Origin of the sequence: Marinifilum flexuosum (assembly GCF_003610555.1) — a bacterium.
GTDB lineage: Bacteria > Bacteroidota > Bacteroidia > Bacteroidales > Marinifilaceae > Marinifilum > Marinifilum flexuosum.
On record NZ_RAPQ01000009.1, the window covers coordinates 535,380 to 562,377 of the forward strand.

Genomic DNA, 26,998 nt, shown 5'->3' on the forward strand with positions numbered 1-26,998 from the left:
TGATTTACAAAATCAAACTAAATACTAACCACCAACAACTATAAATATGATCTGGAACAACCTTAAAATTGCCTTTAGAAACCTTTGGCGAAATAAAATATACTCTTTTATAAATCTTTTTGGACTGGCCATTGGTTTAGCTGGTTGCATAGTACTATCATTATATGTTATAGACGAATACAGTTACGACAAGCACAACAAAAATCACAGTCGAATTTACAGGATGAACACCTCAATTAAAATGAATGAATTCGAATTGACTCATCCAACTTCGTCACCGGTTTTGGCTGCAACCTTAATAGAGGATTTTCCGGAAGTAATTGATGCCTGTAGAATTGTTGAGCTCTTTGAACCAACTGTCATTAAATCGGAAGAAAAAGGTTTTACGGAGAAGAATTTTTATTGGACCGATCCTTCCATCATCGAAATTTTTGACCTTCAAATCCTGAAAGGAAATGGAGAACAAACACTTGCAAATCCTTATCAAGTAATTATTTCTGAAAAGACCGCTTTAAAATATTTTGGGACAATTGATGTAATTGGCAAGCAAGTGAAAATGGAAGATTTCGGTAAAGATCAGGCTTACACAGTATCGGCTGTAGCAAAAGATTTGCCTTACAATTCACACTTTCATTTCCATTTTTTAACCTCTTTCAAAACCAGTTTTAAAAATGAAGTAACCAGTCATTATAACGATGGAGCCTACACCTATGTTCTTTTAGATAAAAAGGCAAACGGAGACGCTTTTATGAAAAAAGTACCGGGCTTGGTAAAAAAATATATTGAACCGGCATTGAAGAGTACCAGAAACATGAGTCTAAAAGAGTTGGAATCCAATGGTGATTATTACCGAATGTTTGCCATGCCTTTAGCAGATATCCACCTGCACTCTACTTCCATATATGAGTTGGAAAAGAATGGAGATATCAACAATGTGTACATATTCCTGTTCAGTTCAATTCTGATACTACTGATTGCCTGTATCAATTTCACCAACCTGAGCACGGCAAAATCAGCTCAAAGAGCCAAGGAAATTGGCGTTCGAAAGAGTTTAGGATCAACCAGAAAAAGATTGATCATGCAATTCTTGTCTGAATCGATACTTTTAAGCTTTGTGGCTTTACTGGTTGCACTTTTATTGGTGGAACTAATGATTCCTGTGGTAAATTCCTTACTTGACAAACAATTGGGCGAGCTTTATTACTCAACTCCTGAACTGATTCTACTTTTCCTTGGAATTGCGCTATTTACAGGATTATTCGCAGGTAGTTATTCTGCTTTTTACCTATCAAAATTCGATCCTGCCAAAGTATTAAAAGGAGAATTAAAATCGGGACAAGGCAAATCACCTCTTCGTCAAACCCTGGTAAGTTTCCAGTTCTGTATCACCATATTTTTATTTGTTAGTACTCTGATTGCTTACCAACAAATGGACTTCATCAAGCAAAAGGATTTGGGATTCGATAAAGAAGATCTTTTAATCGTTAGAAATGTACAAAGCCTGAGTGCAAAGGAAGCATTCAAAGAAGCATTCCTTAAAAATAGCAATGTGATTGATGCCTCTTTAACCAATAATATTCCAGGAGGTTTTTACGATGGCTTCTCCATGTGGAAAACCACTGGGGATGATCAAAATCCATATTCAACTAGATTTACGACAGCTGATTTTGATTTTGCAAAAACGATGGGCATGGAGATGGCAAGAGGAAGATATTTTTCTAAAGATCATTCCTCTGACAAAGATGGTTTGGTAGTAAATGAAGCCTTGATGAAAGATATGAACTTAAACAATCCTGTTGGAACAGTTGTTAAAACACATATGGGAAACAAAACCATTATTGGTGTAGTAAAAGACTTCCATTTTGTGTCTCTACACATGAAAATAGGTCCCCTGGTATTTTTACATCCTGAAGGATTACCACAATCGTACCTGGCAATTAAATATCGAAAAGGTCAAAAGAAAGAGGTGCTTAACCTATTAAAAAACAACTGGAGTCAACAAGGATCAGGATCTCCTTTGGATTACTTTTTTATGGGTGACCAATTTGCCAATCTTCATAAAAACGAGAACAATACCATGCAGCTTTTCTCCATATTTTCCATTCTATCCATTCTGATTACGTGTTTGGGCTTATTGGGATTGAGCTCATTTACAACCGAGCAGAGAACCAAAGAGATTGGCGTAAGAAAAGTTTTGGGCGCAAGCGATTTTAGCATTCTGCACATGCTAAACAAGGACATTTTAAAATGGATGTTGTTTGCCATTATTATTGCCAGTCCAATTGCATGGTATATCATGAACAACTGGCTGGAAGCCTTTGCATATCGTACGACAATTGAATGGTATATCTTTATTATTTCCGGTGCAGCTGCCATGATACTGGCAATGGCAACCATCAGTTGGCAGGCATGGTTGGCTACAAGGAAAGATCCTGTAGAGGCATTACGATATGAATAGTTAATTCCAAATAAAAACTCCCAAGAATCATATTTCTTCGGGAGTTTTTATCCTACTACAAATCACAGGCAACTTTATAAATGGCATGAATTCTATGTTCTTCTGCGAGTGAACTTCCTTTCACATAACCCAAATCACTCAAGCGCAAATGAGTAAAGTTTTTCAGGCCATTGCGCTCCATTGTTAATTTACCACAATCCAAATTACATCCATCAATTACCAAACAGTCTGAATTTTTAACCGAATCAATCATTTTAGGGATTCCAGCACCAACAAAAGCCAAACATTTCATCTGTGCAATCTTGTTCTCGTTCATCTTTCTAGCAACCAAATCTGTTAATTCGCCAACGTCCGCAGCTCCAGAGCAGGCAAATACAACTTTTGAGCTTTTTCTTTCACAATCACATTTTTTATCATTCATCATTCAGGATTATTAGAGTTATTGAATATCATCCTTAATTTCATTTGCAATCCGATCAAAAACCTCATCGAACTCTCCTACTCCATCCACTTTCATTACTCCATGAAGCTGATTGTACTTCTCAATCACAGGAACTGTTTTGTGTTCATGTTCTTGCAAGCGCTTCACAATTTTCGAGGTTTCAGTATCATAAGGCATACATCTATCTGTTTTACTTCTTGCATCTAGCCTATTTATTAGTTCCAGAGTAGGCACCTCAATTTCTATAATCTTACTAATCGATGAATTGTGTTTTTTTAATAAACCATCCAGAATATAGGATTGCACTAGAGTTCTTGGAAAGCCTTTAAAAATAAAACCTTTAACACCATTCGAGTTTTCTATTTTCTTTTCAATCAATTGAACAACTATTTCATCTGGCACCAACTCTCCATTCTCATACAACTGAATAATATGCATGCCAATTTCAGAACCACTTTTAATTTCATGATCCAGCATTTGTCCGGTAGCAACATACTCTAAGCCAAACTCATTTGCCAAAGCGATTCCTTGCGATCCTCTTCCCGATCCTGGATATCCGAACAACACAACATTGTACAAACTCTTGGCTAGTTCTTCATTTATTACTTTCTGGATTTCCAGATTTACTTTATCAATGGATTGATTTCCATTAATTCCATGATAGATCCCTTTGTCTTTGTAAAATTGCAAAATTGGCAAAGTCTTATCTCTATACTCTCTTAATCGGTTTCTTATCACAGCCTCATTATCGTCCGATCTTCCGGAAGTTTTACCCCTATTCAATAATCTCGAAACCGATATTTCTTCTTCCACCTCCAAACTTATCAAGCAATTTAAAGATGTGTTTAGTTTGATCATCAAACCTTCCAGAATATAAGTTTGAATGTAAGTTCTGGGAAATCCATCGAACAAGAATCCATTTGCATCTGGGTTCTCGGTAATGGTTTTTTCAATAATCTGTACAATAATCTCATCAGAAACCAAACCACCGGAAGCAATTATATTTTGGGCTTCTAAGCCTAACTTACTCCTTTCCTTTATTTCTTTTCTCAATAGGTCACCCGTTGAAATATAGAACAGATTGTATTTCTTAATCAAAAATTCGGATTGTGTTCCTTTTCCCGCACCAGGAGGACCGAATAAAGCAATGTTTAGCATAGGCATGAATTTAAACCGTTAGAATTTGTCAATTTACAATACAATGTAGCACATATATAGCTTAAGTTCAAGAGCTTTTTATACTATTGGTAATAACTTGATTGCCTAAAAGAATATCTAAACCGTGCGAACTCGTCGATTTCAAATCGATAATTATCGATTTATCTCCTTATCATTAAAACACAACAAACCATAAGAACCTGATCTACTGCATGTTTGATGGTTTTTAAATTGTAAATCATGAATACTAAGAATAATTTTAAACTACTACACTAAGTAGATAATATTCAGACTTTTCCATAAATTATTGTATCAACCAATAACGAAAACTATGAAACTTCCTAAGTCATTTTACAATTGGACATCAATAGTTGGAACCAGCATTGCAATAACCGCATTCTTTTTAATTGTTTTCTTTTTTTGTGTATCGGTTCTTTTCAATCAAGGTGGCTCCTATTTAGGTTTAGTAATATACATTGTGTTACCAATATTAATGGTCATTGGAATGATACTAATTCCAATAGGTATGCTTATTCAAATCAGAAGAAGAAACAAGCAAATGTTCATTTCAGAAGGAATGAAATGGCCCAAAGTAGATTTGAATGATCAAAAGCACAGAAACGCTTTTACCATTTTTGTTATCGTAAGTTTTATCTTCCTATTTTTATCGTCAATAGGAAGTTACGAGGCATTCGTTTATAGTGAATCCAATCAATTCTGTGGTACACTTTGTCACTCTGTTATGGAGCCCGAATATACCACCTATCAAAAATCGGCTCATGCCAGAGTGGGCTGTGTTGAATGTCATGTTGGCGAAGGCGCCGATTGGTTTGTAAGATCAAAACTTAGTGGTTTATATCAAGTTTATGCTGTAACTACCAATAATTATCCAAAACCTATTCCTACTCCAATTGCAAATTTACGACCGGCTCAAGAAACTTGTGAGCATTGTCATTGGCCAGAGAAATTCTATTCAAAGCGAACCAAGTTTCAAAGGAATTTCCTAACCGATAAAAACAATACTGAATGGAACATTACCCAACTCATGAAAATTGGACCAGATCATCATACACAACAATTATCAGAAGGAATCCACTGGCATATTAATCCAAACATCAAAATAGAATTCATGTCAGCTGATGCTAAAAATGAATTTATACAATGGGTAAAATATACCAACACAAAAACAGGTGAAGTTCACATTTACGAAGACATGATGATGGAGCCTGATTCAGCTTTTTATGCAGATGCCAAACTCAGAACAATGGACTGTATGGATTGCCACAATCGCCCATCCCATGTATACCTGTCTCCTCCTGATTTTATTGATGAATATTTAGCAGCTGGAAAAATTGACAAGAACATACCATTTATAAAAATGGCTGCAATGGAAGCTCTTAAAGATTCCTACTTCACCAAGGATAGTGCAGACCTAATGATAGCACAGAAAGTGAAAGAATACTATACTGAGAATCATCCAGATATTGCGAAAAACAAAGCTGATGACATCATGGCTTCAATTGAAAAAATACAAGAAGCCTATCATCAAAATTCATTTCCTGAAATGCGTGTAAAATGGGATGTTTATCCTAATCACAAGGGGCATTTAGAATCAAATGGTTGCTTTAGATGTCATGATAATTACCACAGCACCAAAGATGGCAGAGTCATTTCCAAAGATTGTAATTTGTGTCATATTATTACCGAACAAGGAAAACCAGACTCTTTGCAACATGCTGTTTATGGTGAACAATTAGAATTTAAACACCCTATTGATATTGGTAGCGATTGGAAAGATTACAACTGTACCGATTGCCATGCATATTTGTATCCTTAAGTAAAGGATTAAACTTATTCTATTTGGATTTGTTTTAATTAAAGAAGATATTCGCATTAAACAAGAACAAATCGGAATATGAGTAAGAGAAGATTGACAGGAGAAGAACTTCACGAATTGGGAATCAAGTGGGTCTACAAACACATAAAAGATGAGTTTGAAGTCCTATCGGTAAATATTGAATTTGATAAGAATCCACAAATTTTAGCCAAAAAGGACGATGAAATGCATTTTATCGTTGTTAAGACTAGCACTTATCCTGATGTTGGATCGTTGACTTCTGTGGCTGCAGAAGAAATTATCAAACACGCCGATAAACACAAGGCTAAAATTCTATTTGCACATGTTGGTGTAGCAAACGCAGATGCCAAAGATGAATCGGGGATGCAATTCCCAGAAAAAGATGGTCATTATTATATCAATTACACGGGATTAACCATAGAACCAAACATTTTGCTTGACCCAACCAGTAACTAAGATCGAACTTATGACAATGAAGGAAGAATTTAAACGCATCAGGCATGAATATGGAAAAAAAGAGCTACTAGAATCAGATATTAGTTCAAATCCATTCGAACAGTTTAATGTTTGGTTTTCCGAGGCAGTAGATCAAAATTTACCTGATGCTAATGCAATGTGCTTGTCAACAGTATCGAATAATGGCAGACCATCATCAAGAATATTATTACTAAAAGACTTTGATGAGGATGGATTTTGTTTTTTTACAAATTACGATAGTAAAAAAGGTAAAGAAATAGAGAGCAATCCTTTTGTCAGCATGGTTTTCTTTTGGCCCAAATTAGAACGTCAGATCAGAATTGAAGGAAAAATTGAAAAGCTGGATACTAAAAAATCCGATGCTTATTTCAATGAAAGACCAATTGGTAGCAGAACCGCAGCAGCTGTATCTCCGCAAAGCAAAACAATTGAGAACCGTGATGAATTGGAGAAAATGTTTTTTGAATTCTCAGAAAAGCATGGAGAAAATTTGAAAAGACCATTTTTTTGGGGAGGCTACAAATTGATTCCTGATTTATTTGAATTCTGGCAAGGAAGAAAAAATAGATTAAACGATAGAATTGAGTACAAACTTGAGAAAAACTCTTGGATTTACCGAAGACTTGCCCCATAAAAATAAACATTCGTCACCACTATTAATCCATTGATACAATAAATCAAAAAAAGCAACTTTCCTAGGGTTACCTATTCCTTATTTCGAGAATAAAATAATGAGATTAATTACCTAAACGAATTTTTCTCACTCAGTAAATTGTATGTAGTAAATTCACCCTTCCCTGTCCAGGAGGGGTGTTTTTATTTCTTCAGTTTACGCACAAACTCAGGCGAAACAAAATTATCAAAACTCATGCATACGTGTTGTGAACAGCAAACTGCAAACTCCACCATTTCCTGTATTTGTTCTGATTTTAATAATCTAATATTCTTTTTACCAATATTGGCAGTAACAATAAAGTGGGCAATGGAAGCATTAAAGGTATCCCCAGCTCCCACTGTACTTACAGGCTGAATTTGTGGCACTACAAATGAATGTAATTTGTCTGTATATACAAATACTCCATTTTTATTAGCCGTATAAATCAACACTGCTGACGAAACCCCTTTTAACCAATGCTTAGCCTCTGTTGCCTTTTTTACTCCACATATCAACTCAAAATCTTCATTAGAAGCCTTTACAATATCGGCTAAGGCCATATTTTCCTTAATGTATGGAAGTACATCTTTTAATAATGGCAAGTGTTGTGCTCTAAAATTAGGATCGTAAATGATTATAGCTCCTTTTTCTTTACAGGATTTTAGAAAGCTAACCAAAGTAGATCTAAATTCTTCCTTTATTGCCAAAAACGAACCGAAAAGTATTACATCATCTTTATTTACATCATCAGGAAATATAATATATGACTTCTTTCCTGCACGAGTTTTATAAAACGCATAATCCGCATTTCTGTGTTCATCGAGAAAAGCCAGTGCTAAGCTAGAGTTGGTATCAGTAAACCTGGATATGTTCTGAGTATCGACTGCATTCTGCTCAAGAAACTTAATAATTTGCATTCCTACTCGATCCTCTCCCAACTCACTAATCAAGGAAACCTTAATTCCTAATCGCCCCAAACTAACCGCAGAGTTTAAAAATGATCCTCCAGGTCTCGCCTCTACAGGTTTATCATCTTCAAAAAACAGATCCAAAACGCAATCTCCTATGGTATATACCTTTCTCATTACATATTCAATTAAAACCAACGCTTCAAAATTATTAGAAAATGTCCAACGAAATGCTAAAATCATCAATTTGGACCCTTTTTTTTCTAAGTCCATGTGAAAAAATTGATCTATTTTTGTATAAAATCGATTCTCGCAAGCCAGTTTTTAATAAATCTCTTAAAAATCTATAATTTAGACTGAGTCTAGATTAAATGCAAACTATCAAGATTAAATCGTTTTCGATTCATGCAATTTTATCTAACTAAAAATAGCAAGGTTAAATTGGAGGGATTGGGGCTATAGTGTGGAATGCAGGAATTTTTGCCAAGTGAAAAAATAAAGTATTTTTGATTCCGTCATTCCCTAAGCAAACAAAAATTGGAGACATATGCAAAGTAAAAAACCAAGCGAAATTAAAAAGAAGGTTAAGGGTAGTCAAAAAGACTTAATCCGTTATATCAACCTTCAATTGGCTTCTATGGGGCAACCTATTTACAAAGGAGATTCCCAAGAGGGGAAAAAGCAATTATCTGATCCTAAATTTATCGAATTGACGGATAGTTTAATCCAAAACTATCGAGCTAAATCTCGTCTATTAGCAGATCATCTTTGCCCTGCCGACCAACGTATACAGAACTTTCTGAATGATTATTTAAAAGATGTAGATGATGAAGTTGCTCAACTTCCTACTGATACATTTATTCTTGACCAACCTGGAATAGCAAGAGAATTAAGTTTGCCTCCAAACAAGGATGAACACATTACAGAACTTTTAAGTTCGTATAGAATAAAACAAGGTGTACTTCACAACCCAAAACACGACAGAAGGACTACTAAAGGTTCATTCCATATTGTAGAAGGTAGTCTTCCTGTACCATTGGATAAAATTGAAGTACCTAAAATAGCATTTTCAAGATTCTTAAAAGCAGCACTTACTCCATCTGCAGAAACCAAATTACTGCCTTTCACATCTGCACAGGAAGACAAAGCTGAATTGATGGTATCTCTTTTACTTCGTCCAATTGTTTGTCCTGAAGTAAAAGATGTAATTAGCCAAAAATCTATGGAAGTTAGATTCTTTGCTCCAGGTAGTCTTGTAAGTAACCTGGACTTTGTAGAATCAATTTTCGGTAATGCTGGTGATCCAAATATCCCTGCTAATGATTCTGGTTTGGATATTGAGCACTGGACAGGACACTCTGGATGTATTATTTTGGCTCCTCAATTAACCAAGCTTACCAAAAAAGAGTTAGGCTTACCACATTACGATGATGCAACAGAGCGTCAGAAAAGAGATGGTGTTTGCTGGATTAAAGAAGACGAACTTTACAACAATGGTACTGCATTTAAACTGACTTGCCGCAGCGAGAATGGTGTTGTAGTTACTTTAATTGCTGATAACTATTTCGGATACTCAAAAAAAGAGATCAAAACACAAATCAGTTTCTCTGCTAACCTTTATGGTCTGGCTGAAGAAGAACATGCTGGTGGTGCTATTGCTTTCCCAAGAAAGAATTTAGGAGATAGTTTTAGCGGATCATTGTTCATGAAGAACGTATTGAAAAAGCAATACAGCTACGATGAAGTGGTAAAAGAGTTCGGAGCTACCATGGATGTATATCCTGAAGGATTTGCCGTTGATAAGGAGTATTCAAACATTTACTACATCAATGAAAATGCAAACATTGATCTTTACCAAAGCAAGGTAAGCTGGGAAAAAGATGGAAAAGAAGAAAGCATTAGATTGTTACCTGACCATTACTATGTGCATCCATCTGGATACAAAATGCACATGGAGAAACACCCAACTGCTCCATCATGGAGATTAGTAAGTACTGCTTCTGAAGGGACTTTCTGCCACAAACCATGTACTGTATCTGGTGGTGGTAAATCTGAAATTTCCAAATCACTTCTGAATGCTATTATTTATAGTTCATTCTATGTTCAAGACATGGAAAAAGACTTTAACCTGGCTGATGAAGTAATTAATCACGATTATACTAAACGTTGGAAAGATCATCCAGATAGAACTGAACCATCAAGATCTTTATTAAGCTCTGATCGTTCTTTAGGATCTGTAGTTAAGTTATTAACTCCATCGAAATATTATACTGCTGAATACAATGCATTTTTGGACACAATTCCAGATCACGTTAAGGCATTGGTGTTATTCGTTAAGAGATTCTATCGTCCGGAACGTACCGATAGCAACTGGAGAGATTACTTTTCTGTGGATGTAATCAACGGTAGAAAAGGACACGAATTGTTATTCAACAACCGTAAAATTGTTGCTAGTTACCTACGTGTAGGATTCGCTGATGATAATTCATGGTACTTGAACAAATTGCGTCAAGATTTTATTGCTGCGGCTAAGATTCAAATGGAAGATGATATTACTGCTTCTGTAGTACTTCCTGCAAATCAATTGAAAAATCTTAACGAAGCTTACGATAACAAGAGTGTTAAGATTACAACCAACTGTGAGAAAAGATTCTTCCAGCGTCCCGATGAAGCAATTCACCGAGGATATGACAAAGAAGCTGAAGCAGATCTATCAATGAGAAATAACTTTACATCGAACTACGAACCATTGACTACGGAAGATGGTAAGGAGTTAATTGCTGATGCAATTGGTTTTGACATGTATACCAAGCCAATTCAGGAAGTAATTAAACGTGGAGCCGATAGTAAGAAATCTAACTATTTTATTTCTCCATCACATCCTAGAATTGTAAACGGAACTCCTACCAAGAATCCAAGATATCTGCAAATCAGACCTGATTTGGTAAATCCAATTGATGATAGATTGGCTGACGTAGGTATTCGTTTGGCAAGAAGAATTCCATTAGACCAGGCAGTTTACCATCCAGTAAATGCAGTTCTACCTGGGCGCAGAAACAATCCAGCAGAGAAAGAAGTTGGTATCCGTGCATTGAGTGTTTACAACCCAATTCACTACCAGGAGTTGCCTGAATTGTTCATGGACTTTATTTGTAGTTTAACTGGTAAATCTCCATCAACAACCGGAGCGGGTACTGAAGGAGCATTAACAAAGGGACCTTTCAACATGTTGTCGCCAACTACTGACTTGAACAATGCTCTTCTTTCTTATATTCTTACCGGATATCAAGGATTCTCATCGGCAGCAGGTCACGTTGGAAATGAAAACAGATTCGACCATGATGTTTCATTGTTGATTCCTGAGTTGTGGTGTCGTTTGAAAGAAGAGAACCGTGATCCTAAATTGTTGATTAATGAAGGGTCATTGGAAAAACTGGATGACTTCGAATATGAAGGAGAAAAAATCTATGCATCTCGTTTAGGATATCGCATTACAGAAGAGTTCTTGTTCCGCTATATGAATCGCATCTTTGATGAACCTCAAAATGTATTCAACGAAAGAATGTTGAAACCAGAGATTCAGGATATGGAATCATATATTGATGGCATTAAGAACATCTGTGAAGCTCAGGAAAAAGTTGCTATCAACTACTTTAACGATAATAGTGTTGAGGCTGCTATTCCTCCATTAAAGATTCTATTAAGCATTATGGCTTACGGAGAATATGAAGGGAAAGAGATCTCTGATCCTGAATTGCGTAAACAATTCGATCGTGATGTAGTAATCAATTCTGATTGGTACAAAGAAAGATTGAAACGCAAGCAGCAAATCGATATTGAATTCTACGAAAAGCAAATTGCTTATATTGAATCATTCATGGCTAAGAAGTTGAATGCTGAATGGAGCGAAGACCTAAGCCTTGCAGATCGATATGCAAAAGCTAAGAAGGATTTAGAACACGTTAAATCTGCTGAATATCTTGAAAGTTTAGTAGGTACAATTGGTGCTGATCCTTTGTGCAGAAAAGCTGAATAATTAAACCTTCGATAATAAACAAAAGGGCGACTCATTTCATTATGGGTTGCCCTTTTATTTTATAATTACTAATAATAACCAAAAAATATCAGCTTTAGTTATTTTTTATTCGACAAAATACTATTGGACTATAAAAAAGAAAAAGCCCGTGACATAGGGGAATCACGGGCAACAATTCTAAAGGGTTAATTAACCTACTAACCAACCTTACGGTTGAACCTTTAACTCATTACTACCTCTCGGTAGGAATTAGACTCTAAAGATATAAGATTTTTTCAAATTTTAACATTTTTAAACAATTATTTAAGCTTTTAAATTTATTCTATACAAACCATAATGAATAAATTGATTTTCCTAACAGCTTAATACAACAACTTAATACAACATCTTTTCTTATTATAATAACAGTTTCTACACTATAATTGAAATATACACAACATAAAAGCCTCAAGCATTAAGCTTGAGGCTTTGTAAAAAACCACCAGTATATACTTATACTAGCTAAACGTACAAAAATTGAAAACAGGCTTTCTTAGTCTTATTTTTTTAGAAAGAATATTTTAGGTGTACCATAAAACGAGCACTTCCTACTTCCGATGAATCTGCAACCTTACCATTTACCTGAGTAGTTCCGTAAGCAGCTGCTGTATATAAAGCTTGTGTACCAATCATGAACTTACCAGAATACCACTCCACTCTTGGACCAAACTGATATACGTAATCAACATTAGAACCTCTACTATACAATCCAACAAAGCCATTAACATCTGTAGCTAAATCGTCGCTTGCACCAAGATTCTTAGTATATCCTGCAAATAAGCCATAACGAACATTACCTGTTGTCGTGTAAACATCAGACCAAATAGATTGTGTAGTAATATTTGTGTATTCGTAATCTCCATTTGCTTTTACGTTCTTCACACCATAACCTCCTAACATTACAAAATTGTACATGTTTTGACCATAAATGGTATGAAGATTCCAAACTACCTTATCAGATTTAACAGTCATCCAGGCATTCATTTGAAGACTTGATAACATTTCATCTGTTTTTGCACCCAATGGATTTTCAATCATTGGTTTTAAGAACTTAACTCCAGCGGTTGCTCCCAAAGTAAATCCTTTTGCAAAATCGTATTTCACCTGAGCTGATAATTCTGGAATACTAGCTTGCTGTATATACTTTACATTTGCACCATCAGGTCCTGGAGATTTAAAATCCAATTCTGACAAGGCAGCAATAAGTGCATACCCTTTATCAAATTTTCGAGTGTAACGAAACTGAGGAGCTCTTCCCAAAACATTAAATGGAATACCTCCACCCCAATGCTGTACTTTAGGGAAGCAAGATGTCACAAACATAGGATGCCAGTACTTACCAACCAATAATTCATCCTTTCCCCAATCAAGTTTCACAAATGCGTGTCTTAGACGGAACAAACCTGATTTATCGTTTGATGTTCCAACAAAATCTCCCTGGATAGTAGCAGATCCTTTAGCTCCAAATGCATTGAATCCTGTAACTCCAACGTTTAATCGAGAGTGTATAGAAGTCATAAATAGTTCAGAACGGTCATTTAAATCCTCACCATTGATATCGTAATCTTTTGCTGCAGGATAAAGAAGTACTTCTCCTTCGCGAGCATTAACTGTTTTTCTTGTATCAAAAATAGCTTCCGCAGATACAAATCCACTAAGTTTAACTTTGATATCTTCTTTTTTTTGAGCAAAAGATGCCAATGGCAACAAACTCAATACTATTGCTAATAATTTTTTCATAGTGTTTTCATAGGTTAAAGCTTGAAACAGGACGCACCCCGATTCGGCATGCAAGTTAATATCTTTCAGTGGAATACGCCTGTTTCAATATTTTTAAATTTATTATATGGGCATAATACATAGATTAGCCAATAATAACTTAAGTATTAAATAATTCATATTTTATCACCACCAGTTAAATGGCTGCTCTCTCCTTTTTAGCTGGTTTTTTCTTATAATTAGGAGTTGCTTTGATTCCTTCAGTTACTCTATTAACCAAATAAATAATAGACATGTAAGGCACCCCTGCATTGGTAGTTAATCCAATTTCACAAGTTCGGCTATTTGAATAACCTGCTACAACTTTCTCTTTCTCAATAACAGGATGAAGTTTACGAAGTGCATACTTGTTTACTTCTGGATAATTAAAACCTCTGTCACCTGCAAAACCACAGCATCCTACTTCTTCAGGAAGAACAACATGAGAAGCACAAGCTTCAGCAACAGCTTTTAATTTAGCAGTTAAACCCATTTTCGTTGTTGTACATGTTGGATGAACAGCTACAACTTCGTCAACCTTGTTAAACTTCAACTTATCCATCATGAATTCATGAATAAATTCTACTGGTTCGTACAATTTCAATGATTTATCCATCACATTTCTCATGCGATACAAACAAGGCGAAGTATCACATAAAACAGGATATTTTCCATTTTCCGAAGCTTTTAACAATGCAGCTTCCAATTCAGATGATTTCTGATCAGCATGCTCTATCAAGCCTTTACTTTCCCAAGGAGTACCACAACAAAGTGAACTCATTTTGTCAGGGAAGATTACTTCGTAACCAGCCTTTTCCAATAATTTTTGAGTTACCTTGTGTAAAGGCTCTTTGTATGGATCACCTTTAGCTGGCCCCATTGTTTGAGCAATACAAGATGGGAAATAAACTACTTTTAATGGGTTTTCCTGATTAATTTCCTTTGGTTTTGGTCCACTAACACCCTTAGGCATAGCAGGAGTCCACGCTGGAATACTATTACCACTTAGCTTTCTGAATCCACCGGCAATTCCACCAAGCAAAGTCGACCCCATTACAGTATGTACACCATTCACGAATTTTAAGCCGGTACGAATAGTAGAACCAACAGTCGAGAAGTTATTGGCAACAATTCCACTAATTTTTTGAGCTCTGGCAGTATCAACATTCAATGAGCGAAGGTATTTAATGTATTTACCTGTATCGATTCCTACAGGACAAGAAGTAGCACACAAACCATCTCCTGCACAAGTTTGTTCGCCCAGGTAAGCAAATCCTTTTTTCAGCTTCTTTAGCATATCAGGATTTTCACCTGTATTTTCCAAACGTTTTATTTCACGCTGTACAACCGTACGCTGACGTGCAGAAAGAGAAAAACCTGCTGTCAAACAATTTACCTCACAAAAACCACATTCAATACATTTGTCTACAATATCGTGAACAGGCTTTAATGTTTTAAAATCTTTAATGTAGCAATCAGGATCTTCATTGATAATCACTCCCGGATTCAATAAACTCTTAGGATCAAAAAGTTGCTTCACCTCTTTCATCAGTTCATAAGCCTCTTCACCCCATTCATGCTTTACAAAAGGAGCCATATTACGACCAGTACCATGTTCTGCCTTTAACGAACCATCATACTTATCCACAACCAGATAATCAACTTCCTTCATGAAGCTCACATACTGTTCCAATTCTTCTGGTTTATCAAAATTTTGGTTAAAAATAAAATGGAAATTACCTTCCAAAGCATGACCGTAAATCACACCATCCTTATATCCATATTTTGCAATTAATTCTTGCAATTCAGCTGTTGCCTTAGGTAAATCCTCAATATGAAAAGCAACATCTTCAATAATACAAGTTGTACCTGTTTCGCGTAAACCACCTACTGCAGGAAAAACACCTTTTCTAATGTTCCAATATTTTGAATATTCCTCAGGCTTATCGGTAAACTCAATTGGCTTAACCGTTTCATAAGCAGAAAGCAGGTTTTTAATTTCTTTAATATTATTATCCAATTCTTCCTGACTATTGGCCAAAGTTTCGACCAAAATTGCGGTAACACCATCAGGAAAATCTTTTATAAAGGCTGGAATTCCATCAGAATCCTCAACAGCACGCAAAGCAACACGATCAAGCATTTCGGCTCCATGTACCGGTCCTGGTTTCATTGTAACCACCGACTGACAAGCTGTAACAATATCAGGAAAATAGATCATCGCACTAGCTTTGTGCTTATGATTTGTTACAGTTTTCATGGTTAATTCAGACATGAAAGCCAATGTTCCTTCCGAACCTACCATTAAATTTACTATAATTTGGAAAGGATCATCATAATCGATAAACGGATTAATACTTAAACCAGTAGTATTTTTAATGCTGTATTTATGACGGATTCTATCAGCCAATGTTTTGTTGGCTCTTACACAATCGCGAATTTCCTCGATTTTTCGAATAAAATCACCATGAGAATTCATAAACTCTTTTCTACTTGTCTCATCACCAGTGTCCAAAACCGTTCCATCGGCAAAAACCAAACGAGCTGAACGAATTGTTTTGTAAGCATTTTCGTGTGTACCACAATTCATCCCCGAAGCATTATTCATCACAATACCACCAATCATTGCAGAATTGATTGAAGCAGGATCGGGCCCTAATTTCTTTCCATAAGGAGCCAAAACCTGGTTAATGCGAGCACCTACCAAACCTGGTTGCATACGTATCTCTTCGCCACCTTTCAAGATTTCATATCCTTCCCAGTGTTTCCCAGCAATAATTAAAATAGAATCAGTAATTGCCTGCCCCGCTAAACTGGTTCCTGCTGCTCTAAAAGTAACAGGTAAACTATATTTATTGGCTAAAGTAAGAGCTTTTGTAACCTCTTTCTCATTCTGAGCCCTAACAATAATTTTAGGAGTCAAACGATAGAAACCAGCATCTGTACCATAGGCCAAATTTCTAATTTCATCTGTATATAGCCTTGATTTTTCAATGTCTGACTGAATCTCCTCGTAAAACTTTTTATAATTTTCTTCCAACATAGCCTTTATATTTTTCAATTCAAGTCATACAACCTCAATTGGTAACTAGTATGACAAATGTACGTTTTTTCTTAATTTAATAATTGAGCTTATCCAAAAAGTTTGACCTTCCTCTCACTCTTGCTGGTGAAACCTTTTGAACCCTAACCACAAAACAACAAACACTTCAAGGCTTCTTCAACGCGATAATCACACCCTAAGATTACTTTCTGGATAAGCTCTAAATTATTATAATGGCAATGGATTAAATCCAGTAGAAATTAGTACTACCACTACAATCATTACCATTAAATAATATACAAATGCAGGAATTGCGTTACGTCTGATAATTGTTCCTTCTGCACCTATACATCCTACCGTAGCACAAACTGCCACAACATTATTTACACAAATCATATTACCCAATGCAGCACCAATCGTTTGAACTGCTACAATCAATACCTGAGGAATTCCCAAAATAGTAGCTGTTTCGAATTGAAGGGAAGCAAACAACAAATTGGATACAGTCGCTGAACCTGACATAAAAGAACCTAATACCCCTACAATTGGTGAAATAACCGGATACGCATTACCTGATAAATCTGCAATGGCAGTTGCCATGGTAGTTAGCATACTGTCTAAACCTGCTCCGTTTGTACCTGATTTTAACATTAACTGAACCATTGCAACACCCGCTAGTAAGGCTATAGCAGCACCACTTAATTGCTTGAAAGTAGTTTTCCAGGATGTTACAATTTGTTTCTTATTCATTCCGTGCATTACATTCGTAATTAATGCAACCAATATGAATGGAATGGTACCTGGAAGATAAGCCCACTTTAATACGTAGGTTAATCCTTCAATACCCAATACGTTTGACAAAGTAATCGTTTGCGCTGCCAACCATCCTTTTAAGCCTAAAGAAGGAATACGAGTCACAACCAAAATAACAGCAATTAGTACATATGGCATCCATGCTTTAACCAAGCCCATTTTAGCCTCACCAGTATCTCCGCCATTATCATTCGATTTCCAGCTTGCTTCCCACTCTGATTTTGGAGGGAAATCCCAAGTTTTTTTAGGAATTAAGAATCCACGCTTTGCAGCAAATACAACAATACCCAATCCGATAAATGCTCCCAATAGTGAAGGAAGATCAGGACCTAAAGTAGATGCAATCAATACGTAAGGAATACCAAATGCTAAACCTGCAAAAATTGCGAAAGGAGCTGCAGCCAAAGCTGGCTTAATCGATCTTTCCTTACCAAAGAATTTGGTCATAATGGCAATACCCAATAAAGGAATAAAAATACCAACCAAAGCATTAGGGATAGCAATCCACTTGGTTAAGGCCAGTTTAAATACCTCAGGATTAGCAGCCACATCGGCAAGATTTTGTTCCAGGGTAACCATAGCACCACCACTAATAGGCGTACCAACCGCACCGTAAGGAACAGGAACCGAGTTAAAAATAAGAGCAACCATGGCAGCAGCCAAAGGCGGGAATCCTAATCCTACCAAAAGTGGTCCCGCCAAAGCGGCTGGAGTACCAAAACCGGCAGCACCTTCGATAAAAGCACCGAACATGAAACCAATAATAATTGCTTGTATACGTCTATCGTTTGTAATCCCATTAAAACCATTGTTGATGGTGGTCATTGCCCCCGACAGTTTCATGGTATTCAAAATTAAAATCGCTCCAAAAATAATAATCAGGATATCGAAAGCTTTTAGGAAGCCAAATACCGAATATCCAAGAATGTGGTGAATATCAATTTTCCATACTCCAAACGCCACTGCTATTGCCACTAGTAAAGAAAGTGGCAAAGCCTTCTTGGCTCCCCAGTTAAAGCCAACCATTAACACTATGGTTAAAAGAATTGGCGAAAAAGCTAATAATGCATTCATAATAAAATAATTTAGGTTTTAGTTTGCCTTGATAAGAAATTTCCAGTAAACCTTTTTTAGCATTTGATTTAAAAAAGGGCCTGCCCTTGGCAGGCTCCTTTTAAAACTCAATAGTTATGTCAATAACTGCTAACAAAGGTGTTATAAAAACGATAATCTTTTCAATGACATTGATTTGTACTAACCTGAATTTGATTAAAATATAGTCACAGTTTGAATTGATTTTGAGTAGAAATTTTCTCAAATTTCCAAAGGAATATCGGGCTATTTCAAGGCGATTTGAGAGAATTTATGCCAAAAGCAAACAAACTCTTAAAAAAGTCATATTCATACAATCTTTACTTTAAAAATTTTTCAAAATATCCCGATATTCTTTCATAATTTTCAAATCAAATCTTGAACAAATCTGACTTTCTGTGTCAAATATTTTTATTCAAAATCAGGTTACTAGATTTATTATCTGTAGCAAATGGGTTAGATTTACTATAGTTTTTTAATAATGAATTGCGATTTCGAAGCGGATCTCCTACAATAGTGGTATTATGCATTAGCATATCAAGAGCCACTAACTTTTGTTTCAAGTCTTTCAAACTCTCCTCAAGATGTATTCTATTGCTTTTTAAATCCATAATTCGAATATTTTTAACATTTAAACAATTTCCAGGTAGTTCTCAATAAACTCTGTCAAGTGAAGTACTTTTACAGGTACTTTCTTGTGCATCAAACCACCATTAATTTGCATCACACAACCAGGACAATCGGTAACCAATAATTCAGCTTGGCTAGCCTGAATGTTCTCAATTTTCTTGTTTAATATTCCATTGGAAATGCTTGCAAAATCAAGAGAATAAGTACCACCAAATCCACAACACACATTGCTATCGGTAAGTGGAACAAATTGTTTTCCTATTAAATTTGAAAGGAATGATTCCGCAGAATAACCTAATGAACGAGAATCATGACAAGGTGTATGGTAAGTCACTTTTTTGTTTCCTTTCACTTTGAATTTGATGTTATTTTCCTCCAAGAACTTACCAATTGGAGTTACCATATCGCCTAACATCGAAGCTTTCTTATATCTATTTGGATCTTCTTTCGTGAAATCTAAAAACTCATGCTTAATAGCGCCACCACAAGTAGGACAAAGTACTAGCAATGCTTCGTAATCCTTAGGTTCCTGCAGATTATCAATAGTATTGTAAATCATTGTTTTGGCATTATCCGGATCACCCGAAGCAATTGCAGGAATACCACAGCAAGCTGCTTTTTTAGGAATATCGACCTGAACACCGCTCTTCTGCAATAGTTTTACCATGGCCAATCCCATTTCAGGATAGAAATACTCTACCGCACAACCTGGGTAAAAGAATACTTTTCGGTCTGAGGTAAATTGATCGAAACCATCTTTGTAGAATCGCTTGCTAAATGTTTTAGAAGCCAAAGCCGGGAATTTTCTGAAATCCATTTCCTTCGGTAACATTGGCACAGTACCAATAATTTTTTCATCATTGGTTTTACAAGTCTTTGTTAATGGAAATTGGAAATTTGCCCCCATCGAAAGAACAGATTTCATTCTATCCGGCTTCGCTACCAAGTTCTTAAATACTTTCTTCTTTATAGGATTGATTCCATACTTCTTCCCTACTACCAATTTCAAATCTGAAATCAAAGTTTGCAAATCGATACCCGATGGACAGTTGAAAGAACAAGCTCTACAACCAATACACATTTTCAGGATATCTTTTGCTGCTTCGTCGCCCTGGTAAAGAGCCGTTAAAATCAATCCAATAGAACCGATATAACGATCGCCATAAACATGACCACCTACCATTTCGTAGGCCGGACAAATGTTGGCACAACTACCACAACGTACACACTTTAATGCTTCTTTAAATTTTGGATGCTCGAAAAATGCCAAACGTCCGTTATCTAAGAATACATAGTGCGTTTCCTTAATACCTTCTTCGTTTTTATATGATGGAGTACGTCCCTTAATCCATGTAGTATATGAGGTAATGGTTTGTCCGGTTGCACTCTTTGGCAATACACGTACAATATCCAATGCCTGATTAAAATCGTCACACAATTTTTCGTAACCAACCAATACAATGTGTACCGGAGGAACGGTTGACGACAAACGTGCGTTACCTTCGTTGGTAACCAAACCGATGGTTCCTGTACTGGCTACAGCAACATTAGCTCCAGTCATACCAACTCCTGATTTGAAATAAGAATCACGCAAGAAACGACGAGCGATTTCAACCATTGCTTTAATATCATCCGGATCAACCTCTTCGCCTGTGTAATCGGCAAAGATTTTAGCCACTTGCTGGCGGGTTTTATGAATGGCAGGCATTACCATATGCGAAGGATGCTCGTTGGCCAACTGCAGAATCCACTCTCCCAAATCAGTCTCGATAGGCTGCAATCCTTCTTTTTCCAAATAATGGTTCAACAGAATCTCTTCCGAAGTCATCGATTTTGACTTCACCATGTATTTGGCATTGTGTTTTTTCATTACATCAGCAATGTATTTGCAAGCGTCCTCGCCTGTTTTCGCTTGAAATACCTTACAACCATGTTTCTCTACATTTTCGCGAAACTGGTTGAATTGCTGCATTACTTTATTTAAATCTCTGTCCTTTAAATCGTGAACACGAGTTCTTAACGATTCAAAATCCAATCCTTTATATGCATTTTCCTTTGATGCCTTATAAGCAGTAGCAAAGTTTTTAAGGTTTTTGTACAAAACCTCATCTTTCAATTTTTCGTTTATCTGATCGTGTATCTTCATAGCTGCTCCTTATAAATCATTCAAAATATAAACTGTCATCTCCTTTGGCCCGTGTACACCTACTGTTAGTACACGCTCAATATCGGCGGTTCTACTCGCTCCGGTAATGAATGCAACGTATCCGCCCTTATCTGATGTTCTTTCTTCCAAAAAATCGGCCACATGATTTAGTGTGCTTACCAATTTGCTTAGTGGCATAACCACCAAAAGTTTTTCGGCAAGACAGGTAGCCAACCTTTTATTTTCCTCGCAACTATCAAGTACAACTGTTCCCGTTTCTGCTATACCATAATCAACTTCTACCAGTGCAGTTCCTATTCCTTCCTCACCAGCTCTAACGTCTTTTTTAAGATTAAAACTTGGGACATCAACATAGTCAAATCTCTCCTTCTTAAGTAACATTGAAAACTCATCGTTCGATAGAACCAAATTCTCGCTACCTACTAGTTCTGACTTTTCTATAAATCTTTCTAAATCATTCATAGGATTAAGTTATTGTTTGAATAAATCGTTAGGTTCGAAATATTGTTGCCAACTCTCTAACCAAGCCTGATGCCAAAAAAATCAGCACAAGACTATTCAGAATCATTCAAAATATTTATTCTTGATTTTCTGCACTTTATGCGATCGAAAAGGTTTTAAAAAGTCTGATTTCAATCGATTTCGAAAGTGTTCAACATTGAACAAGTATCGTTTATAAGCTGTGCCATTTTGAACAGTTGTGCAGTTTTGAACGCTAATATTCATCCCTATTTAAAAAGTGATCAAAATAGACTAGATAGAAATAATTAAGAGAGAATTCTCAAATAATTTAAGATCATTAAGTCTTATTTTATTTATCAGTATTCGAATCCTCAGTAAAATGGGGTGTTTTATAATTTTTAACAGAAAATTTTTTAAGAACCTTTTTGCACATTAACATATATTTCATAAATTCAAATGTCGAAAAAATGATTTTTAATACTAACCGGTCGTATTATTCGGCCATAAAACCCAAAAAATGACAGATACAACTACAACCAAAAGCATGGAAGAATTGGTAATGGAAATTCCTGTTGAGCAGATTGTACAGCCTACTATCCCTGTAAAAATCACAATTGGTGAAGCTGCTGATTTATTAGGCTATGCTACAAATGATAAAGAAGCATTGATAGCCAAAGGTCTTACTGAAGAAATGCTTACCGATCTTGGTTTAAGGTCGAGGTTCTTGAAAGAAAAGCAAGGAGATTGGGTTGCTGTATACCAATCCTCATTAAGCAACACCAAGGAGTGGAACGAAAAACTGGAAGAAGCTAAGCTTTTAGACCGAGAATTAGAACATGACTTTCAGTTTGCCTTTAGAAAGAATACCAAGGCATTGCAAGTTTTGAAAATAACACTGGATGGTGAAGGAAGTAGTGATTTAATGCAGGATCTTAGTAATTATCCAAAAATTGCCAAACAATATCCTGAAGAAATGGAAGCCATTAAGTTTGATCAAAACAAATTGGTAAGAGCAACACTTCTTTCTGAAGAATTGCAGGTACTTCGTGAAAAGGTAGATGGTGTAAAAAATAGTGGCGACAGACCTGAAAAGGATATGCGCGATAGAGCATATACCTACTTGAAACAATTGGTTGATGAAATTAGAGCATACGGTAAGTATGCATTTTGGAACGATGAAGAAAAACAAAGAAGGTATGCGAGTGAGTACGCAAGACAAAAAAACGAGCGAAATAAAAAAGAAGAAGAAATTGAAAACTAGCTGAACACCCTAAATCTGTTAGGCTGTTTTGCTACAGGAGGGTAATTTTGGCTACAGGCCAGTAATTTTCGCTACAGAAGGGTATTTTAGGCTACAGACATATAAAATTTGGCTACAGGAGCTCTTTTTTCGCTACAGAAGTACTCTATTTGACTACAGGCGTATAAAATTCACTACAGAAGTATTGAATTCTGCTACAGACTAGCATTCTACCCCATGAGAGGCCTTGCTTCTCATTAGCACTCTATAAATAACTAACGGTCGAAACATCCCACGCTTTGGTGTGGGGTGTTTTATTTGAGCACATTCCCTTTATCCAATAATTAACAATAGTGATTCAATGAATACATCCTTTGAAAAAAGAATAGAACGTTTTTTGCAAGAACAACCTGAATCCGATGCTGCAAAAATTATATTGAAGTTAAAACAACAATACCCACACCACAAGACTTTTTACGACATATTTGACAGCTTTTATTCCAAAATTGGCGGAATTTTTGGAACTCAAACCTTGTTTATTGAAAACTCCAACAAAGAATATTATACACCCTATATTCAATTTGCAAAAGGTAACCCAGTAAACCTACCTGAAGGAAAGAGGTTATTATATGATCCAAGCGTTCCTTTTTCAGAAGAAGAGTGTTATAGCAAACTAGCGAAAAAAATAGTTTACACCCTACTTACAGTAAAAGACATAGAACAATATATTTAAACCAACAATGATACAGCTTAATAATTTTAAAAAATTTGACCCTTTGAATGATTCACCTTTAGACATTCCAGACTCCGAGGGAAACTATATTATAGTTCTTAAACCCAATAAAAAACTTCCAGAATTAGGAATAACCTTCACATGCAAAACAATTGATAACAAGAAAATTATTTACACTGGAATTTCTAACAAAAGTTTAAGGTGTAGAGATTATAAACAACACTTTAATGGAAATGCTGGAAACTCAACATTAAGAAAAAGTATTGGCTCTTTATTTGGTTGGAAAAAAATACCAAGAGATAAAATAAATAACGGAAAAACTAAATTTAACAAAGAAGATGAAGATAGGTTAAGTAAATGGATGAAGCAGAATTTAGATCTCTACTTTTTAGCTAATCCAACTCCAAAAGAAAAAGAAGTGGAATTAATAAATCAATTAAATCCTCCTTTAAACCTATCTAAAAATAAGAATAATGAAAATGCTGAGTTTAGAGTAGAATTATCACGCCTAAGAAAAATAAAATAAATTCATGCTAAAACAGACATCAAGTTTTTGCATAGTAGATATCAATATATTCAATTTATGATACATTCATTGAAAAAAGGCTCTTCGCTGTTATATATTCAAATGAAAACTGGCCCTACTAAAGATTTATGTGGAGTCAATTTTAAAATAGAGTATTCAAATGACCACCAATTGGTTAATATATATGTAGATCTAACTGAAAACCTTAAAAAATCAAATGATCTCAATGATTCATTTTCAGACACAACTAAACTAGAAAAAGAAATCAACACAATAGAGTATGTTCAAATAACAGATCAGTATGTAATCCAAAAACTTAAAGGTCATCTAAATAGAATGGATCTTAAAAATTGTACATTTGCTTTAAACTTAATGATTAAGAAAGTGCATAATTTTAACATTATTATTAGAAAATCATCCGACGACATACTACTTGTAAAACAGAAGTAATTTAGATATCAGGGCTACGCCCCTAATACACAATTCTTATTTCATACTCTACGAAGAGTACAGGACTAACGTCCCTTGATTGAAAAAATTGGAACATCAAACTTAAAATAAAAAACATAGGCGCGTTAGCGCTAAAATCATAGTAGAAAAAAAAGTTTTGAAGCAAGCTGAGGGGCGTTAGCCCTGAGATCTAATTCGCCTACAATTACAAAAGGAATTTTTATATCCCTAATTATAAAGAACCAAAAACATGAAACAAATTCTATTAATTGCCTTCGTTGCACTATTAATGTCATGTCAGCAAAAACGTGACACTTATCTTATAACGGGTAATCTTACAAACATCCCCGATAGTTCCATAATAAACCTATACATTGACTATGGTGATATGGGAAAACGTATTGCTACCGATACCGTTATTAATGGATATTTCGAATTCTCGGATTCTCTGGTAAAACAACCAAGTAAGATGAACCTAAGAATGAAAGATTGGCAAAATTTTTATGGACAATGCGATCTGTGGGTTGAACATGAAAAAATTACGGTAAATGGAGACGGTAAGTATTTGGCTACATGGCAGGTTGTCAGCAATATTAAAGAACAAATTGTGTTGAATAAGTTTGTTGAGGCTACTAGAACATTGGATGCAACAATAGATAGTTTGAGTATTGCACGAATTAAAAGCATAAATAATAGAGAAATTGCATCGGAAATGATGCGTGAGATAGATTCATTATACAAGAGAAAACAAAATATTGAGTATGATCTGATCAAGGAGAATCCAAACAGTCGAACTGCTTTAAACAAATTGTACTACAAAATAAAATTCGATAAAAGCACTCCAAAAGAGGAAGTACAAGAAATTTACAATAGAATTGATGAAGAATATAAAAACACATTACATGCTCAGGGAATTTTAACATGCTTAGAGGATCGTAAAGCTCCTGAAATTGGGGATAACATGATTGATTTTGTTGCTCATGATACCGATGGAAAAAATCACTCGCTAAGCGAGTACAAGGGAAAATACCTTTTACTTGATTTTTGGAGTATGGGATGTGGCCCTTGCATGATGGCCATGCCTGAAACAAAAAAATTAGATTCGCTAAATAGAGATCAACTATGCATTATTGGCCTTAATATGGCAAGTAGCGAAGAAACATGGAAAGATGTCTCTATAAAGAAAAACATTTCGTGGGTTAACCTATCGGATGGTAAATCTACTTTCTCTGGAATTTCTTCGGTATATGGCATAACAGCTTTTCCAACCTATATTTTAATTGATCCTGATGGTAAGATAATCGACAAATGGATGGGGTACAGCAAAGGACATTTGGAGGAGAAATTGAAAAAACACATTGAAAATTTAAAGGTGTAGGTTCGCAACATTCTTTTGAAGATATAAGGATATTTAGATATCAGGGCTACGCCCCTAAGCTTAATTCGCATTGCATATTCTACGAAGAGTGCAGGACTACGTCCCTTAACAAAACAGCTATGGGGCGTTAGCCCTAAAATCTTCGTAGCAACATCAGTTCATGTAAATAACGAAAGGGGCATAGCCCTGACATCTAATTTATAAACCATGGCAAACACATACACTCAATTGTACATTCAATACATTTTTTCTGTAAAAGGTCGAGAAAACCTAATCAAAAATCATTTTAAGGATGAGCTGGAAAAAATGATGTGTGACATTATTAGCAATCACAATTGTAAAACCTACGCTATCTATTGCAATCCCGACCATACACATGTTTTTGTGGGAATGCATCCAACCATCTTTCCTGCTAAATTGATGGAACAGGTAAAATCTGGTTCTTCAAATTGGTTGAATGACAAAAAATATATCCCCGGAAAGTTTTCTTGGCAGGATGGTTATGGTGCTTTTACTTATTCAAAATCGCATATAGACATGGTAGTTAAGTATGTTTTAAACCAAAAAGAACATCATAAAAAACAGACATTTAAAGTTGAATATTTATCGTTTTTGAAAAAGTTTGAAGTCGATTATAATTCAAAATATCTATTCGAATGGTATGATAATGTATAA

General features: G+C 35.5%; 19 protein-coding genes. 10 read left to right on the forward strand and 9 right to left on the reverse strand.

Annotated features, from left to right (window positions below):
• Positions 1-46 precede the first annotated feature (46 nt).
• Entirely contained in the window at positions 47-2,458 is a 2,412-nt protein-coding gene (locus BXY64_RS12175) for an ABC transporter permease (RefSeq protein ID WP_120240266.1), read from the forward strand.
• A gap of 55 nt (positions 2,459-2,513) precedes the next feature.
• On the opposite strand, the gene BXY64_RS12180 is transcribed toward BXY64_RS12175, so the two are convergent.
• Positions 2,514-2,879: a putative zinc-binding protein gene (locus BXY64_RS12180; protein WP_120240525.1), complete on the reverse strand. Its 366-nt coding sequence runs from the start codon at positions 2,877-2,879 to the stop codon at positions 2,514-2,516.
• A gap of 18 nt (positions 2,880-2,897) precedes the next feature.
• Positions 2,898-4,058, reverse strand: a complete 1,161-nt coding sequence (locus tag BXY64_RS12185; RefSeq protein ID WP_120240526.1) for an adenylate kinase — start codon at positions 4,056-4,058, stop codon at positions 2,898-2,900.
• 331 nt (positions 4,059-4,389) lie between these two features.
• On the opposite strand from BXY64_RS12185, the gene BXY64_RS12190 reads away from it, so the two are divergent.
• The 3 genes from BXY64_RS12190 (at position 4,390) to pdxH (ending at position 7,027) form a co-directional block, all read left to right on the forward strand.
• Positions 4,390-5,895 (forward strand): NapC/NirT family cytochrome c, encoded by a 1,506-nt coding sequence (locus tag BXY64_RS12190; RefSeq protein ID WP_120240267.1) that lies wholly within the window; start codon positions 4,390-4,392, stop codon positions 5,893-5,895.
• Positions 5,896-5,973: 78 nt separating this feature from the next.
• Positions 5,974-6,372: a hypothetical protein gene (locus BXY64_RS12195; protein WP_120240268.1), complete on the forward strand. Its 399-nt coding sequence runs from the start codon at positions 5,974-5,976 to the stop codon at positions 6,370-6,372.
• 10 nt (positions 6,373-6,382) lie between these two features.
• Positions 6,383-7,027, forward strand: a complete 645-nt coding sequence (gene pdxH, locus BXY64_RS12200; RefSeq protein WP_245996656.1) for a pyridoxamine 5'-phosphate oxidase — start codon at positions 6,383-6,385, stop codon at positions 7,025-7,027.
• A gap of 182 nt (positions 7,028-7,209) precedes the next feature.
• On the opposite strand, the gene BXY64_RS12205 is transcribed toward pdxH, so the two are convergent.
• A complete protein-coding gene (locus tag BXY64_RS12205) occupies positions 7,210-8,199 on the reverse strand; it encodes a PfkB family carbohydrate kinase (RefSeq protein ID WP_170150644.1) in 990 nt (329 codons plus the stop codon).
• A gap of 304 nt (positions 8,200-8,503) precedes the next feature.
• Between BXY64_RS12205 and BXY64_RS12210 the strand changes: the two genes are divergently transcribed.
• A complete protein-coding gene (locus BXY64_RS12210) occupies positions 8,504-11,992 on the forward strand; it encodes a hypothetical protein (RefSeq protein WP_120240270.1) in 3,489 nt (1,162 codons plus the stop codon).
• 546 nt (positions 11,993-12,538) lie between these two features.
• On the opposite strand, the gene BXY64_RS12215 is transcribed toward BXY64_RS12210, so the two are convergent.
• The 6 genes from BXY64_RS12215 to BXY64_RS12240 form a co-directional block, all read right to left on the reverse strand.
• Entirely contained in the window at positions 12,539-13,771 is a 1,233-nt protein-coding gene (locus BXY64_RS12215) for a hypothetical protein (protein WP_120240271.1), read from the reverse strand.
• A gap of 175 nt (positions 13,772-13,946) precedes the next feature.
• On the reverse strand, positions 13,947-16,832 hold the full coding sequence (locus BXY64_RS12220; RefSeq protein WP_120240272.1) for an FAD-binding and (Fe-S)-binding domain-containing protein: 2,886 nt from the start codon (positions 16,830-16,832) through the stop codon (positions 13,947-13,949).
• Between the two features lie 228 nt (positions 16,833-17,060).
• Entirely contained in the window at positions 17,061-18,719 is a 1,659-nt protein-coding gene (locus BXY64_RS12225) for an L-lactate permease (RefSeq protein ID WP_120240273.1), read from the reverse strand.
• A 419-nt stretch (positions 18,720-19,138) separates the two neighbouring features.
• Positions 19,139-19,348: a hypothetical protein gene (locus BXY64_RS12230; protein ID WP_120240274.1), complete on the reverse strand. Its 210-nt coding sequence runs from the start codon at positions 19,346-19,348 to the stop codon at positions 19,139-19,141.
• 20 nt (positions 19,349-19,368) lie between these two features.
• Complete coding sequence (gene ldhH, locus BXY64_RS12235) at positions 19,369-21,513, reverse strand: L-lactate dehydrogenase (quinone) large subunit LdhH (protein ID WP_120240275.1); 2,145 nt, start codon at positions 21,511-21,513, stop codon at positions 19,369-19,371.
• 9 nt (positions 21,514-21,522) lie between these two features.
• On the reverse strand, positions 21,523-21,996 hold the full coding sequence (locus tag BXY64_RS12240) for a LutC/YkgG family protein (protein WP_120240276.1): 474 nt from the start codon (positions 21,994-21,996) through the stop codon (positions 21,523-21,525).
• 517 nt (positions 21,997-22,513) lie between these two features.
• Between BXY64_RS12240 and BXY64_RS12245 the strand changes: the two genes are divergently transcribed.
• The 5 genes from BXY64_RS12245 (at position 22,514) to tnpA (ending at position 26,998) form a co-directional block, all read left to right on the forward strand.
• Positions 22,514-23,257, forward strand: a complete 744-nt coding sequence (locus BXY64_RS12245) for a hypothetical protein (protein ID WP_120240277.1) — start codon at positions 22,514-22,516, stop codon at positions 23,255-23,257.
• A gap of 340 nt (positions 23,258-23,597) precedes the next feature.
• On the forward strand, positions 23,598-23,969 hold the full coding sequence (locus BXY64_RS12250; protein ID WP_120240278.1) for a hypothetical protein: 372 nt from the start codon (positions 23,598-23,600) through the stop codon (positions 23,967-23,969).
• Between the two features lie 7 nt (positions 23,970-23,976).
• Entirely contained in the window at positions 23,977-24,495 is a 519-nt protein-coding gene (locus BXY64_RS12255) for a GIY-YIG nuclease family protein (RefSeq protein ID WP_120240279.1), read from the forward strand.
• Positions 24,496-25,195: 700 nt separating this feature from the next.
• Positions 25,196-26,323: a TlpA disulfide reductase family protein gene (locus BXY64_RS12265; RefSeq protein WP_120240281.1), complete on the forward strand. Its 1,128-nt coding sequence runs from the start codon at positions 25,196-25,198 to the stop codon at positions 26,321-26,323.
• A gap of 207 nt (positions 26,324-26,530) precedes the next feature.
• Positions 26,531-26,998 carry an IS200/IS605 family transposase gene (tnpA, locus tag BXY64_RS12270; protein WP_120240282.1) on the forward strand — a complete coding sequence of 156 codons (468 nt, stop codon included), beginning with the start codon at positions 26,531-26,533 and terminating at the stop codon, positions 26,996-26,998.

Bases quoted from the DNA above. Each gene is read 5' to 3' on its own strand.
- BXY64_RS12175 (WP_120240266.1), top strand. From the start codon at position 47: ATGATCTGGAACAACCTTAAAATTGCCTTTAGAAACCTTTGGCGAAAT.
- BXY64_RS12180 (WP_120240525.1), bottom strand. From the start codon at position 2,879: ATGAATGATAAAAAATGTGATTGTGAAAGAAAAAGCTCAAAAGTTGTA.
- BXY64_RS12185 (WP_120240526.1), bottom strand. From the start codon at position 4,058: ATGCTAAACATTGCTTTATTCGGTCCTCCTGGTGCGGGAAAAGGAACA.
- BXY64_RS12190 (WP_120240267.1), top strand. From the start codon at position 4,390: ATGAAACTTCCTAAGTCATTTTACAATTGGACATCAATAGTTGGAACC.
- BXY64_RS12195 (WP_120240268.1), top strand. From the start codon at position 5,974: ATGAGTAAGAGAAGATTGACAGGAGAAGAACTTCACGAATTGGGAATC.
- pdxH (WP_245996656.1), top strand. From the start codon at position 6,383: ATGACAATGAAGGAAGAATTTAAACGCATCAGGCATGAATATGGAAAA.
- BXY64_RS12205 (WP_170150644.1), bottom strand. From the start codon at position 8,199: ATGATTTTAGCATTTCGTTGGACATTTTCTAATAATTTTGAAGCGTTG.
- BXY64_RS12210 (WP_120240270.1), top strand. From the start codon at position 8,504: ATGCAAAGTAAAAAACCAAGCGAAATTAAAAAGAAGGTTAAGGGTAGT.
- BXY64_RS12215 (WP_120240271.1), bottom strand. From the start codon at position 13,771: ATGAAAAAATTATTAGCAATAGTATTGAGTTTGTTGCCATTGGCATCT.
- BXY64_RS12220 (WP_120240272.1), bottom strand. From the start codon at position 16,832: ATGTTGGAAGAAAATTATAAAAAGTTTTACGAGGAGATTCAGTCAGAC.
- BXY64_RS12225 (WP_120240273.1), bottom strand. From the start codon at position 18,719: ATGAATGCATTATTAGCTTTTTCGCCAATTCTTTTAACCATAGTGTTA.
- BXY64_RS12230 (WP_120240274.1), bottom strand. From the start codon at position 19,348: ATGGATTTAAAAAGCAATAGAATACATCTTGAGGAGAGTTTGAAAGAC.
- ldhH (WP_120240275.1), bottom strand. From the start codon at position 21,513: ATGAAGATACACGATCAGATAAACGAAAAATTGAAAGATGAGGTTTTG.
- BXY64_RS12240 (WP_120240276.1), bottom strand. From the start codon at position 21,996: ATGAATGATTTAGAAAGATTTATAGAAAAGTCAGAACTAGTAGGTAGC.
- BXY64_RS12245 (WP_120240277.1), top strand. From the start codon at position 22,514: ATGACAGATACAACTACAACCAAAAGCATGGAAGAATTGGTAATGGAA.
- BXY64_RS12250 (WP_120240278.1), top strand. From the start codon at position 23,598: ATGAATACATCCTTTGAAAAAAGAATAGAACGTTTTTTGCAAGAACAA.
- BXY64_RS12255 (WP_120240279.1), top strand. From the start codon at position 23,977: ATGATACAGCTTAATAATTTTAAAAAATTTGACCCTTTGAATGATTCA.
- BXY64_RS12265 (WP_120240281.1), top strand. From the start codon at position 25,196: ATGAAACAAATTCTATTAATTGCCTTCGTTGCACTATTAATGTCATGT.
- tnpA (WP_120240282.1), top strand. From the start codon at position 26,531: ATGGCAAACACATACACTCAATTGTACATTCAATACATTTTTTCTGTA.